General features: G+C 46.9%; 10 protein-coding genes. 8 read left to right on the top strand and 2 right to left on the bottom strand.

From position 1 onward, the window contains the following. The first annotated feature begins 85 nt into the window (after positions 1-85). The gene (locus tag QUA74_RS14070; protein ID WP_333329710.1) at positions 86-505 is read left to right on the top strand and encodes a hypothetical protein; all 420 of its coding nucleotides are present in this window, start codon (positions 86-88) and stop codon (positions 503-505) included. Between the two features lie 177 nt (positions 506-682). On the opposite strand, the gene QUA74_RS14065 is transcribed toward QUA74_RS14070, so the two are convergent. Both QUA74_RS14065 and QUA74_RS14060 read right to left on the bottom strand, forming a co-directional pair. Then, positions 683-1105 carry a DCC1-like thiol-disulfide oxidoreductase family protein gene (locus tag QUA74_RS14065; protein ID WP_333329707.1) on the bottom strand — a complete coding sequence of 141 codons (423 nt, stop codon included), beginning with the start codon at positions 1103-1105 and terminating at the stop codon, positions 683-685. Between the two features lie 84 nt (positions 1106-1189). Further along, a complete protein-coding gene (locus QUA74_RS14060) occupies positions 1190-4273 on the bottom strand; it encodes a PAS domain S-box protein (RefSeq protein WP_333329704.1) in 3084 nt (1027 codons plus the stop codon). Positions 4274-4923: 650 nt separating this feature from the next. Here QUA74_RS14060 and QUA74_RS14055 point away from each other — a divergent pair. The 7 genes from QUA74_RS14055 (at position 4924) to QUA74_RS14025 (ending at position 14554) form a co-directional block, all read left to right on the top strand. Continuing rightward, positions 4924-6117 (top strand): NAD(P)/FAD-dependent oxidoreductase, encoded by a 1194-nt coding sequence (locus tag QUA74_RS14055; protein ID WP_333329701.1) that lies wholly within the window; start codon positions 4924-4926, stop codon positions 6115-6117. A gap of 196 nt (positions 6118-6313) precedes the next feature. Then, positions 6314-8233 carry a S9 family peptidase gene (locus QUA74_RS14050; RefSeq protein WP_333329698.1) on the top strand — a complete coding sequence of 640 codons (1920 nt, stop codon included), beginning with the start codon at positions 6314-6316 and terminating at the stop codon, positions 8231-8233. A 165-nt stretch (positions 8234-8398) separates the two neighbouring features. Beyond that, positions 8399-9121, top strand: a complete 723-nt coding sequence (locus tag QUA74_RS14045; RefSeq protein ID WP_333329695.1) for an HAD-IA family hydrolase — start codon at positions 8399-8401, stop codon at positions 9119-9121. 176 nt (positions 9122-9297) lie between these two features. Further along, positions 9298-9921: a DUF3859 domain-containing protein gene (locus tag QUA74_RS14040; protein ID WP_333329692.1), complete on the top strand. Its 624-nt coding sequence runs from the start codon at positions 9298-9300 to the stop codon at positions 9919-9921. Continuing rightward, entirely contained in the window at positions 9922-11670 is a 1749-nt protein-coding gene (locus QUA74_RS14035) for an asparagine synthetase B family protein (RefSeq protein WP_333329689.1), read from the top strand. Between the two features lie 125 nt (positions 11671-11795). Then, complete coding sequence (locus tag QUA74_RS14030; protein WP_333329686.1) at positions 11796-13016, top strand: decarboxylase; 1221 nt, start codon at positions 11796-11798, stop codon at positions 13014-13016. A 218-nt stretch (positions 13017-13234) separates the two neighbouring features. Further along, positions 13235-14554, top strand: coding sequence for a hypothetical protein (locus QUA74_RS14025; RefSeq protein ID WP_333329683.1), 1320 nt, complete (start codon positions 13235-13237; stop codon positions 14552-14554). Positions 14555-14773: the final 219 nt, after the last annotated feature.

The raw sequence follows: 14773 nt of genomic DNA, 5'->3' as shown, positions 1-14773 counted from the left end.
CACAGTTCACTGTTTAAAGCAGGCAGTATGCAGTTACATTGTTAGCTAAATCCTGTAATAACTGTATTTGATAGGAGTTTTTCGCGTGAACGCTGCCGAACAAGCCAAAAATATAGAAGTTGCCAGCAAAATTGCTGCGGTTGTTAATTTATTCAAGTCCGAATTCCCGGATACAAAAGTCGATTTGAAACCTTGGATGAATGACCAGGATACCAGAGAACTTGTAGATCCAGATTCGATCGACATTGGCTTCCATTTTCCCGGTAGAAGTCGCTTGCTGCAAAGCCGCAGCATTTTGATTCAAATCCGATTTTACCAAGATCCGGTGGAAGGATATCGGCGGGCGATCGGGGTTGAGGCGGCTGGTTACGATCATACTGGTCAGCAGTGGCACTTTTCTACCGTTGACAATTGGGGTTTTGTCGGTGCAACCGAACCCGCTCCGGAGTCTGCCGAAAAGCTCAAACACTTTTGCCGCGAGATATTCGGTTTGTTTAATAGTTAAGTTCCAGGGATTGTAGCAGGGATTTGACCCCACATCCTAAGTATATTGATATCAATGATCTGGCACCATTTCTAATAATCCCTTTAGAGGTGGCGTCTGAGCAACGGCCCACAATAAAATTTAATTTTTGTGGAACAGGCATCATGCCTGTTCTTGACAATGGTGCTTGAGTGTGAGTTATTTCAAACTATCGCAATTGTCGATCGACCTACAGCCAACGGGATAAACAGATTTGTAAGTAGTCGATCGCTTGCCAAACAAAGTATAGCGGTTATCGCGGACTTGTTCGTACACGCAATCGCCCATCCACTTCATCCCCGGCATTGCCCGGTAAGCAGCCACAAACACCTCGCCTCCCGGCAATATCCGCCCGATTTCCTCCGCCGCATCGCTGCCCTGCCAGCGCCGTTCCGGGGTGTTGCCATCTATCAAAATCATCCCCATTTCGCAGTCTTGAGACGTAATCCCAAAGCGATTTAATTGCTCTAAATCTTGCATGGGAATATACTCAAACCGCTTGCCTTGGTCTAAGGTTTCTAGTAACTGTACCAAGGTAACGCAGAGATTGCAATTGCCGTCATAAATTACGTTGTAATTCATTTGATAACTTCCTAAATTGGGGATGAACTATTGCAGGAATTGCACCTTACTTAGTAGCTGTAGGGTGCGTATGGGCGCACCTACCTAACTAACTATTTTTTTTACAGGAATCTCGATCGCAAATTCCGTGCCTTGACCCGGTGCAGAATCGCACTTAAGCAGCCCCCCGTGTTTTTCCACCACAATTTGATAGCTGATAGACAGCCCCAAACCAGTACCTTTGCCAGGTTCTTTGGTAGTAAAAAACGGATCGAACAGCCTTTTGTGAACATCTATCGGAATCCCCGGCCCGTTGTCAGCAATCCGAATCACAATATGAGAAGGATGCCGCATTGAATCATCAGAAACAGCAGAATCTGCTTGCATCAAAGCATCCTGTTCATATTTTACATCCGTACAAATCCGCAGCGTCGGCGAAGGACAATAAGGAATAGGCGCCAGTTGTCCCTCTGCCCACTGTCCAGTTTCCATTGCCTCTTCCAAAGCATCAATTGCATTGCCAATAATATTCATGAATACCTGATTCAACTGTCCTGCATAACACTGTACGGGTGGCAAATTTCCGAACTCTTTGACCAGCGTAATTTTTGGATGTCCTGCCGTTTCTTTCAACCTGTGCTGCAAAATCAACAAAGTGCTTTCAATCCCTTCGTGAATATCCACCTGCTTTTGTTCGGCTTCATCTAATCGCGAGAAATTCTTCAGTGACAGCACAATTTGGCGAATTCGCTCTGCTCCCATTTTCATCGAATTTAACAGGTTCGGCAAATCTTTGAGCAAAAAATTTAAATCGACATCATCTATTTCTTGTTGAATTGCCGGTGTTGGGTGCGGGTATTCCTGCTGGTAAAGTTGGAGCATTTTTAGCAAGTCTTTAAAGTAATCGTCAGCGTGCATGACGTTGCCGTAAATAAAGCTAACTGGATTGTTAATTTCGTGAGCAACCCCAGCGACTAATTGCCCCAAACTTACCATCTTTTCATTTTGAACCATCATGCTTTGAGTTTTATGCACGTCCCGCAAGGCTTTGGCCAATTCTTGATTTTTAGTCCTCAATTGACTTTCGGAAAGCCGCACCGCTTCTTCGGCGTGTTTGCGATCGGTAATATCTTTGCGAATTGCTACATATTGATGGGGTTCTCCGCTGCTATTTAAGAAAGGTACAATCGTAGTATCCAACCAGAATAATGTGCCGTCTTTAGCTTGATTTTTCATTTCTCCCCGCCAAACCTTTCCCTGACGGATGGTTGACCAAAGCTGCTTGAAAAACTCGGCTGGGTGATAGCCAGAATTGACAAGTCTGTGGGTTTTGCCGATCAGTTCTTCTCGGGAATATTTAAATTGTTCGCAAAATTGATCGTTGACATAGGTAATGGCTCCGAATTCATCGGTATTCGAGACAATTGCCGATTGATCTAAAGCAAATTTTTCAAATTCCAACTCTTTGAGAGTTTGGCGCAATTCTGCTTCTGCTTGTTTGCGATCGCTAATATCGGTAATCATCCGCAAAACCCCGGAAAATTTGCCCTCACCGTCGAACGTTGGCGTCGCCGACACGATCGCCCACAAGTGAGATCCGTCTTTCCGAGTAAACTTAAAATCGTGGCGTTCGCGAATGCCTTCCCGCCTGCGCTGGATATAACTTTCAGCTATTTCCCTAGATTCGCAGTCTATAAACTCAAATAGCGATCGCCCCAGCATTTCCTCTACAGTATACCCCAGCATTTCGCCCATCCGAGAGTTAGCAAAAGTCGTGATACTTTCGCTGTCAAACATCCAAACGCCCTCCGAAGCCGTCTCGACAATGCAGCGGTAATAATTCTCCCTCTCCCTGAGTGTTTCCTCTGCTTGCTTGCGATCCGTAATATCAGTTTGCACCGCAATAAAACCTTCGAGATCACCATTTTTTTGATAAATTGGGGCAATCGAAAGCGCCACCCAATAACCCTTTCCATTCTTTTTGTAATTGTAGATTTCCTGATTAAACGGCACGCCTGCAGCTAAAGCAGATCGCAGTTGAGCAATAGTTAGCGGGTCTGTTTCAGGGCCTTGCAGTACATCACCCGGTTTTTTTCCCTGCATTTCTGCCAGCACATAACCACTAATCCGAGTAAATCCTTCATTCACCCATTCAATGCAGCCTTGAGCATCAGTAATAATCACACCATTTTGGGTTTTTTGAGCCACAATAGCCAACCGCGACAACTCGGTTTCATTTTTTTTGCTTTCCGTAATATCTTCAGCAATACCCAGAATGTACTTAGGCGCGCCCGAATCGTCAAACAAAGGAACTTTTTTCGTGTGCAAAATCCGCTTTCCCCTGTGTGGAAGTTGGATAGTTTCTTCTGGCAAATCGATACCTTTTCTCGTTGCTAGCACTTCTAAATCTTGTGCTTGCAAGTAATTTGCCTCTTCTGACTTCAACAAATCAGCAGCATTGTTTAAGAGCACTTCATCCTTGGAATAGCCAAACAATTCTTCGCTAGCAGTATTCCAATAAATAAATTTTTGCTCTACAGCATCTTTAATAAAGACACTAATCGGCAGATTTTGCAGTACCGCATTGAGAAAATCTTGAGTGTTTCGTAGGTTTTCCTCAGCTCGCTTTCGTTCAGTAATATCCAAAATTACTCCGTCGAGATAAACAACCCGACACAGAGAATTTGCGATCGGCGAAACTGGCGATATCGGCGAAACCACAGCCGACAAAAAGCCCTCAATTTCCCCTTGTCCCTCTTGTTTTCCTCTAGCCTCTTCCGCCTCGCAGCAAACAGCTTTGCCTTTTTCGTAAACCCAGCTAATTTCGCCGTCAGCCCGGACAATCCGGTATTCAAGGATGTACGGAGTTCTGGTTGCTACACTTTTTTTGACAGTAGCATCCACATTTTTGCGGTCTTGAGGATGGATAATGCTGGCAAAAGAACGGACGCGATCGTTGATAAAATCAGAAGATGGATAGCCTGATATTTCTTGAACGGCCTCGCTCAAAAACGCCATTGTCCGTGTTAATCCCCCGTTGCCGGTAAAGTCGCAGCTACAGCGGTAGACAGCACCGGGAATATTAGCTACTAAATTTTTATATCGTTCTTCGCTTTTTAACAAAGATTGGCCTTCTTCGTTATTGTGATCGCCGTTCTTAAATTTAGAAGAATTGGAAGAAATTTGCATGGTTTTTTTTCACTTGTGAGTGCGGGGGCAAGTGTTAGAGGAGATGACCCTATAAAAAGTGAATTTAATGTGCGAAATAATTCGTTATAAACTAATATAGTACAAAATTAGTTCTGTGAACATTCAGAAAATTTGAGGGCGGGTAATAGGTAAAGCTAATCAAGGCTAGAGATAGACAAAAAAGTTCGGAAACGCATTGTCTAACGGATTTAATGGATTTAACTCACGCCCAGAGCACCATTGTCAATAACAGGCAAGATGCCTGTTCCACAATAAGTGCATTTTCTTGTGGGGAGCACCATTGTCAATAACAGGCAAGATGCCTGTTCCACAACAAGTGCATTTTCTTGTGGGGAGTACCATTGTCAATAACAGGCAAGATGCCTGTTCCACAACAAGTGCATTTTCTTGTGGGGTGGGCATCCTGCTCGTCCATAAAAAGCTTATTGAGAATGGTGCTCTGGGTGTGAGTTTAACGGATTTAACAGATGGATGTTGAGGTTCGAGGGAAAGAGGGAAGATTTTCCCATTTTCCCAGTCTGCCAGTCTCTCAGTCTCCTACTCCCCCACTCTCCCCCTTCCCCACTCCCTCACTCTCGTTAGAATAAGATAAGTTGCCTTGCTACCGATCGCCCCTCAAACAAAACACCATGACTCAACAACAACCCCGGATTTGCATTCTCGGCGGAGGCTTCGGCGGACTCTACACAGCCCTGCGCTTGAGTCAGTTACCCTTCTCCAAAACCGAAAAACCCGAAATAGTTCTCGTTGACCGCCGCGATCGATTTTTGTTCGTTCCCCTGCTGTACGAACTCCTGACCGGCGAACTCCAAACCTGGGAAATTGCTCCACCATTTGCCGAACTATTGGAAAATACAGGCGTGCGCTTTTGTCAAGGCACTGTCTCCGGCATCGATGTGGAGCAAAAGCGAGTGCAGTTGCACGACGGGCCAGAAATTCCGTGCGATCGCCTTGTTTTAGCTTTAGGTGGCGAAACGCCCCTAGATATGGTCAAGGGTGCGGTTGAATATGCTTACTCGTTTCGCACTCTCGACGACGCCTACCGCTTAGAAGAAAGACTGCGGTTTTTAGAAGCCAGCAACAACGACAAAATTCGGGTGGCGATCGTCGGCGCCGGTTATTCGGGAGTAGAATTAGCTTGTAAATTAGCCGATCGACTCGGAGACAAAGGTCGCGTGCGGTTAGTCGAGCAAGGGGACATGATTCTGCGGACATCACCGGAGTTTAACCGCGAAGCCGCCACCCAAGCTTTAGAAAAACGGAAAGTGTGGATCGACTTAGAAACAGAAGTAGAGGCGATCGGATCGGACACCATATCCTTACTTTACAAAGGACAATTAGATGTTCTCCCCGTAGACATAGTGCTGTGGACAGTAGGAACTCAAGTTAGTCAAGCAGTGCGATCGCTACCTCTCAAACAAAACCAGCGCGGTCAATTAATTACATCTCCGACATTGCAAATTATCGACCATCCAGACATATTTGCCTTGGGAGACTTAGCTGAATGTCACGATGCAACTAATCAAAAAGTCCCCGCAACAGCCCAAACAGCCTTCCAGCAAGCTGACTACACCGCCTGGAACATTTGGGCATCCCTCACTGGCCGTCCTTTACTTCCTTTCCGCTATCAGCCGCTAGGAGAAATGATGACATTAGGGATTGACAACGCCACCATGGCAGGTTTAGGAATTAAACTCGACGGGCCATTAGCGCACATTGCTCGCCGCCTAGCTTATCTCTATCGGATGCCAACATTTGACCATCAGCTAAAAGTTGGTTTCAATTGGATTAGCAAGCCGATTCAGGATTTGCTGAAAAGTTAGTTAATTGTAGACCGTTAACTGTTGACCGTTAACTGTTGACCGTTGACGGTTGATTGTTGATCGTAGGACTTATGAGGGCAGCCCAAAAACCGGGCTTTTCACGCAAATAATTCACTACTACACTACCTGCAGATTTGGTAAAGACCGAGTTTTTTCTTGAGGAGTGTAGATAATAGAATATTAGCCACCATAAAAAATGCAAAATTCCACATTTCAACAGCCAAAAACCGAACTTCCGCCCCTAATTCAGCGGCAAATTTTGTTCGGAAATCCCGAAAAAACTAGCCCCCGACTTTCACCCGACGGCAAGTATCTCGCCTACATTGCACCAGATGAAAACAACGTTTTGCAAGTGCAATTGCGTACCGTCGGTCAAGCAGACGATCGCCAACTGACAGCAGATAAAAAACGAGGCATCCGCATCTTTTTCTGGACTTACAGCGGCGAAGAGTTAATTTACCTGCAAGATGCCGAGGGTGACGAAAACTGGCATTTATTCTCGGTCAATATCCAGTCAAATCTGGTTCGCGACTTGACACCATTTCAAGGCGTTCAAGCTCAGCCGATCGCCTTTGACCGCAACTTCCCCAATGAAATATTAGTGGGAATGAACATCCGCGATCGCAGCAAACACGACGTTTACCGCATCAACCTCAAAAATGGTGCAGTTGAATTTGACACCGACAACCCAGGTAACATCGTCGGTTGGACTGCTGACGCCCAATTTCAAGTGCGGGCGGCCACAGCCACAACTGCCGATGGTGGCTCAGAATTGGTGTTTCGAGAAACCGGCGACAAGTCTTGGGAAAGCCTGCGAAGGTGGGGGCCCGATGAGGAAGGTGGTGCCGTCATGTTCTCAGAAAACGGCAAAATTCTTTACATGATGGGCAATCATGATGCTAACGCCGAACGTTTGATCGCACTAGACTTAGAAACCAAACAAGAAACTGATCTCGCCTCTGACCCAGAATACGATGTCGGCGGCATTGTCGTACACCCCACCAAGCGAGAGATTCAGGCGGTTTCCTTCTACAAGGACAAGCAAGAGTGGCAGATTTTAGACCAAAGCATAGCAGAGGATTTTGAGGATCTCGGCAAATTCCGCCCCGGCGAATTCTCCATCACCAGCCGCAACCTCGCCGATACCACTTGGCTAGTCGCTTATATGACAGACGACGGCCCAGTTTACTACTATGTGTACGATCGCGCTTCCAAAACCTTCACCTTCCTGTTCAGCAACCAACCCAAACTCGAAGGGCTACCGCTATCATCAATGGAACCCATTTCTTACACCGCAAGAGATGGTTTAACCATTCACGGCTACCTCACAAAACCTGTCGGCGTCGCCACACCCGTACCCGCAGTCTTGCTAGTTCACGGCGGCCCCTCGGCACGCGATATCTGGGGTTACAACCCACAAGCCCAATGGCTGGCTAACCGGGGTTACGCCGTTTTGCAAATCAATTTTCGCGGTTCCGCCGGCTACGGCAAAGCCTTTCTCAATGCCGGCAATCGCGAATGGGCAGCTAAAATGCACGACGACTTGCTAGATGGGGTTAATTGGCTGGTAGAAACAGGAATTGCCCAACAGAATAAAATTGCGATTATGGGCGGTTCCTACGGCGGTTATGCCGCCTTAGTGGGATTGACTTTTAGTCCCGATGTTTTTGCCTGCGCCGTCGATATTGTCGGGCCAAGCAATTTGATTACGCTGCTGCAAACTATTCCCCCTTACTGGGAATCTGGCAGAGCAAATCTGTATCACCGCGTAGGCAATTTGGAAACAGAACCAGAGTTTCTGAAATCGCGATCGCCTTTATCTTTTGTCGATCGCATTCAGAAACCTTTACTCATCGCCCAAGGTGCTAACGACCCGCGAGTTAAAGTCGCAGAAAGCGAGCAAATTGTCAATGCCATGAAGCAAGCCGGCAAACCTGTAGAATACGTGCTTTATACAGACGAAGGACACGGATTTGCGCGGCCTGAAAATCGCCTGCACTTTTATGCGATCGCCGAAGAATTCCTAGCCAAATATTTAGGCGGTCGATTTGAACCTGCGGGCAATATTGCCAATCATTCTGGTGTGGTGAATCCGCAAACAACTAACAACAGTTGACTGTTGACTGTTGACTGACTAATAATTAATGACTCAGGCGTTGCTGATTTATGGTATGAAAGGCTAAATATGCAAATCATAGAAACCAGTATCCACAAAGCTTCTCGATTTTCAACTGATTTTTTTCATACCCTGATTAAGCAACGCCTTAATGACTCATAACAAATGACCGAAGTAATTTTTATAGATGCTGCAGGCACGCTATTTGACGTTCGCGGCAGCGTCGGAGAAGTATACGGGCAATTAGCTCGAAATTTTGGAGTAACAGTTAACAACGAACAGTTAAATGCAGCATTTTTCCAAAGTTTTGCCGAATCAAGTCCTATGGCATTTCCCGGAATAAAATTAGCAAAAATTCCCCAATTTGAATTTGAATGGTGGCTAGCAGTTTCGGCGAAAGCTTTTCAAATAGCAGGCGTTTTTGACGAATTTTCAGACTTTCCAAAATTCTTTGCCGAACTCTACGCTCATTTTGCAACTGCTGAACCTTGGTTTGTCTATCCAGACGTATTGCCCGCATTAAATAGGTGGCAGCAACAAGGCATTGAATTAGCCGTAGTCTCGAATTTCGATTCGCGACTTTATGCAGTCTTAAAATCACTCAATTTAACTGACTATTTCACATCAATCACAATTTCTACCGAAGTTGGTGCCGCCAAACCAGAGTCTCAAATTTTTGCCGCAGCTTTGCAGAAACACAATTGCCTTGCGGAAAATGTGTTACATATTGGCGATAGTTTCAAAGCTGATTATTGCGGTGCGAGAAGTGCTGGGTTAAATGCAATTTGGTTGAATCGCCAACAGGAAAAGCTGGATTTAGGAAAGTTGGATTTAACTGATTCCCAAAAAGTAGAGGATTTTGCCAGTCTGGATTTTATACAAATATGATTTTTATGAGGTCAATCTTATGATTTTTATGAATTGACTTTGAGAGCTATTTATTGAATAGTATGGATAATTTAACCACAGAGAGCGCAGAGGGCGCAGAGGAAGAGAAGAGAGAGATGATTGCTATATTTAATTTCTAGTCGGAAAGAACTTTACCGATACTAATGGTGAACTCTATGGAAACTCGACTCACTCAAGCTCAGTTAGCACAGGTTGTCGCTGAAATAGACAAGTTATCGCAGCAGCGCGAGTTAGAATTGGGAACCGCTCAGGTAAGAGAAATTTTACGGGAGTTGAATTTGCCTGATGAGCTTCTTGAAGATGCGATCGCCCAAATGCACCGCCGCGAAGTCCTAGAAAAACAGCAGCGACGCAACCGTTGGATTGCGCTCGCCTCGACAGCAGTTGTGATTTCGGCGATCGGTATAGGCGTGCTGTTCGGGCAAAATCAGCAACAAAAAACTGCTCAGGTTGTGGGAGGAGAAGACAGGATTGCGCTATCGAAAAAAGGTGGTGACAGCCTTACTCAAGTCAACCGTCAAATTAATCCCCGCATCTACTACCAGGTGACGTTGCAAAATGCCCCGATCGGCAATCAGTTGTCTCTGCAATGCGACTGGACTAATCCCAGCGGTCAAATCGTTCGTCAAAGCAAGTATACAACTCGCACGATCGATACTGCGGTTTGGAATACTCACTGTTTTTACGATCTCGGATCGGCTTCCCAGCCGGGAAACTGGGAGGTTCGGATGTCCCTGGATGGGCGCGCGATCGGCACTGAACCTTTCGTGGTGAAATAAATGGGTGCGATCGGCAAACCTTCACATTTCATCGGCTACTGGGGACAGACTGATCGCACAAAAACGCTCAGCCGTTTAGTCCCAGATTACTGCATTCGGCAGGGCAAATTATCAGACTGGGCGATCGCCTCTGCATCTGTACTCACGGCTGACACAGTAACGCTGAATGCTTGCGGGCGATTTGGGCCAACCCATTTACCGGGAGATGCTTGGGCGGCGGTAGAAGCCCAACAGCTAAGGCTGGGGCGCGATCCGTTTGGGCGAGTGCCGCTTTATTGGATGCAGTTGGGAGAAACGATTTGGTTTTCGACGCAAATGCAATTGCTGCTACCGCTGATTGCTTCCCCTCAAATTAGCCCGATCGCGCTACACAGTTATGCTTGCTTTTCCTACGTGCCGACGCCGTTAACGCCGATCGACCAAATTGCATCCGTAGCAGCCGGAAGCGAGATGATTTGGGAAATAGCAGATGGTGATGCGATGCCGTTACCGAAAGTGCAATCGCTGCAATCAGCTTGGCAGGAAGCGCCCCAATTACTGCGGAGTGAAGACGAGGCGATCGCACAATTGCAAGGGCTGTTGCAACAGGCGATCGATCGACAAGTCGCCGATTTGCCGATCGACGAACCCGTAGGCGTTTTACTCTCCGGTGGCATCGATTCTTCCCTGGTGACGGCGCTGCTAGTGAAAGCAGGCTTGCAAGTGCGCGCCTATGCCCTCGATTTTGGTGTCGAAGCCTATTCCGAACTGCCCTACGCCCAACAGGTGGCGGACTTTTTTCAGATTCCGCTGATCCGAGTGGCGGCGACGGGCGATGCAGTGTTGCGGGCGATCGGGCCAACCGCCAAAGCCCTCGATTTACCCTATGGAGACGGCACAACAGCCCCGCTGTTTTTGCTCAAACAGGCGGCGGCGCAAGAGGTGCGAGTTGTATTCAATGGCGAGAATGGCGATCAGCTATTTGCTGGATGGACAAACAAGCCTTTGATTGCCAACGGAGTTTACAGTGCCGAACATCCTGCCGGAAAAGAAACTTTTGAACAGCAGTATTTGCGGACGTTTCAGCGATTTTATGGTTATGAAAAACAGATTTTTTCGCCAGAAATGCTCGATCGCATCCAGTCTCACGATTTGAGCGTTTACTTGCAAGACGCGATCGATCCTGAAACCTGTCCTTCCCTGCTAGCGAGGCTGCGGCGCGCTTCGCTGATGCTCAAAGGTGCCCAAAATATTCAGCCGAGGGCAACGGCATTGGCGTTTGCTTGCGGTTTGTGGGTGCGATCGCCCTTCTGCGACCCCGACCTCACAGCATGGACGTTTCAACTCCCTGGCGAGCTGCTACTGCAAGGTGCGTGCGAAAAATACATCCTCAAAAAAGCCTCCGAACGCTGGTTGCCGCCGGAAATTGTCTGGCGGGAAAAGCGCGGGATGGGCGTGCCGTTGAAGGTTTGGTATTACCGCGAGTTTTGGGCTGCGATCGGCGATCGGCTGAATCCAAATCTGTTGCGATCGCAAAATTGCTGGCAGCCGCATTTGGCCGATGCGATGTTATCGGGACAACTCGGAGTTGCTATGCGCGATCGCTATATTGGCAATAATCTCTGGTTGCTGCTGATGTGGCAGGCATGGCGAACCGAGGTTTTAGGCGAAATTCCGGTTAAGCGATCGCTGGATCATGTGTTTTGGTTGCCACCGGCGATCGGGCAGCGCATTTGGAAATATCGAAGGAGGTTGATGGTTGATAGTTGACAGTTGACAGTTGACAGTTGATTTTACAATCTTCCCTGTTCCGAACATCCGTTAAATCCGTTAAATAATCCGTTGCCGAACATCCGTTACATCCGTTACAAAATCCGTTGCCGAACTTCTTCTATATGACCGAATCTTTGCTACAGAATGAAACCAAAACACATTCGCCGCCGTTCTCCGAAGCAATGGCTGAGCGACTTTTGTCAACTTATGGTTCACCCTTATATGTGTATCAGGCCGAGATCCTCCGTCAGACCCTTGACCATATTACGCGATCGCTCGACTATCCGCACGTTCAGTTTCATTTTGCTAGCGTCACCAACGGCAATATTGCTCTGTTGCAATTGATTCAGGAGGCTGGTTGGGGGCTACACGCGAATACACCGGGGGATGTTTTTTTGGGGCTGAAAGCGGGTTTTACGAGCGATCGCATTGTCTACACCGGCAGTAACCTAAACAGGGCGGATATTCAGCAATTGATCGAGTGGAAGATCGATCGATTTAACTTCGATAGTCTGTCGCAACTCCAAGATTTTTGCGAATATTCCGGGAGTCAACCGCGATCGATCCGTGCCGAAATTGGACTGCGCCTCAACTCACCAGAATTGACGGGAGACAGTCGGATTGGAGTACGTGCCGCCGAATTTGAAAAAGCCAACGAAATCGCGCAGCAGCAGGGGTTGAGGATTACCGGATTGCATTTTTATCGGGGGACGGGAACTAACGCCACGAGTGCTTTTACGCAGGCGATCGATCGCCTAATTGCGATCGCCCAAATGTTGCCCGATTGGCGAACCCTAGATTTTGGCGGTGGTTTTGGCTATCCCTATCGAGGCGGTGCGGTGTTTGACTGGCGGGAGTTTGGTGCGGCGATTACTGAACGATTGAGTGCGCTATCTCGCCCGATCGAGTTGGTGATTGAACCGGGACGATCGGCGATCGCAGGTTGTGGCGTTTTGCTTGCGAAAGTTGTGTCGGTGAAGTGGTTGGGCACTCGGCAAATTGTCGGTGTGGATACGACTGTATCAAATCTATCGGTACCTGCGGTGCACGGGGGCTATCGGGCGATCGCCACTTGGGAAACTGGCGATGTATCGCGACACGAAACGGATATTTGCGGCAACACGACTTATTCGCGGGATTATTTGGGGCGCAACTGTTGGCTACCGAAACTCAAAATTGGAGATGCGATCGCGATTTTGGATAGCGGGGCTTACGGCTATGCGATGTCGTCGCATTTTCTGCACCGCCCCCGCCCTGCTGAGGTGTTGATTGATGCTAAGGGCGATCGATTAATTCGACAGCGAGAAGACTATTCTATCTTGTTAAACGGGCAAATATTTTAATCGGGTATTGGGCATTGGGCATTGTTTCTTCCTTCTTGCGACTTCCATCGGACTGACATCCGTTACATCCGTTACAGAATCCGTTGCCGAACTTCCTTCTTCCTTCTACTTATTATCTCTCTTCTCTTCCTCTGCGCTCTCTGCGGCCTCTGCGGTTAAATCATTCCAAAACAACCGTCAACGATATAAATCCATTAAATCAATCAGGAGTAACCGACATGGGAATGAAATGCGTCCAGTGTAATACCGACAACATTTTGAGCGATCGTACCACCAACTCAGGTCGCTGCAAACAGTGCAACCATCCGTTTGTCTTTGAACCCACTACCGTCACTGATAAAAAGTTGGCATTCACCGATCCCTTTTTCAAAAATGCGATCGAAAATATTTCGAGCCAAAATATGTTGTTTTTTACGCACAAACAGTTTTTGTATTTTATTGACCAAAAGCTTAAATCTCGCGCCCCAGAAACCAGTTGGATTTTTCTCTACTTATTTTTTAGCGTATTTGCTGGAACCTTCGGCCTTACCTTCGCTCTTGCTATTTTCCCCTCACAATTCGCATTAATTATTCTCTTCGCTCTCTACAATTTGATTTGGATCGGGCGATTGTTCCACTACAGCAAATCTCCTGCTCAAGGTATTCGCGGCAGAAGAAATAATGCTAAAAATCTCCAGATTTTAGGGGGAATTATTTTAGTGCTGGGCATTTCAGGAAGCCTAATATTTGATTATTCTTCAGGATACATCGTAGCGATTACACTAGGGCTATTTTCCTACTGGCTCGGCATTTCACAAAAAAAACGCCCACAGATAACGGGTGAAATATTTCTCGTTAATCAAGCGCAGAGCGATAAATGGCTGCGAGACTGGCAAACAGTAAACGGCACATTAGAAAAACTGCTGCCTGCTGCTCGTCAAGAGGCTTTGCCCGCAACCATCGATCGCGAAGTTAGCGCCTACAGCTTCGATCGCGCAATTATCTGTGACAGTGACGAAATAGCTCAATTCCTCATTGCCAACAACGTCCATTTTGAAAACAACTGCGCCATTCTTAGTATTAGTGGCTATCCCCAAAGCATCTTCAACACCGTCATCGAAATGCTGCGCCGTAATGCCGATTTAAAAGTGTATGCACTCCACAATGCGAGTCCTGGTGGCGTTGGTTTAGTGCATCAACTGCGAACTAATCCAAACTGGTTTGCGAATCAAGCGGTGACGATTTTTGATTTGGGAATTTCTCCCCGTCAAATCTTAGCAACCCGCGATATGTTTGTGCAGCAATCTCAAACAATGGCACAAACAGCCCGTCAATTACCCGACGCTGTAAGGCAAAGTTTAACAGCCGAAGAATTAGCATGGCTAGATGCAGGCAATTTTGTGGAATTGGAATCGTTTACGCCGCAGCGGTTGTTGCGCGTGGTTAATTATGGACTTGCTCAGAGTGGCGAGCCGCAGACCAATGACGGCTTAATATTAGTGGATAATGCTGTCGGGTATGGTGGTGGCTATGTGTTTGTCTCCGATAGTTTTGGTTAGGGCGTGTTTTCAAACTTTATATTAAGCTGTTGCGGCATTTAAATTATATGTCAAAAAAATAAAGTCTTGTGGGGAGTAGGGGTTGGGCGTCCCGCCCGCCCTGAATATACCATTTAAATGCGCGACAGCTTAGACTTATTAATAATAAGCTTAAAAAGTCTTGAAACTTAGTCTGAATAATATTTTTAGCGCTCTTTTGTTAAAATCATAAAAAGCTTA

The organism is Microcoleus sp. LAD1_D3 (assembly GCF_036702135.1).
Lineage (GTDB): Bacteria > Cyanobacteriota > Cyanobacteriia > Cyanobacteriales > Microcoleaceae > Microcoleus.
The sequence above is the reverse complement of the archived record's forward strand: the minus strand, read 5'-3'. Positions and strand labels throughout refer to the sequence as shown.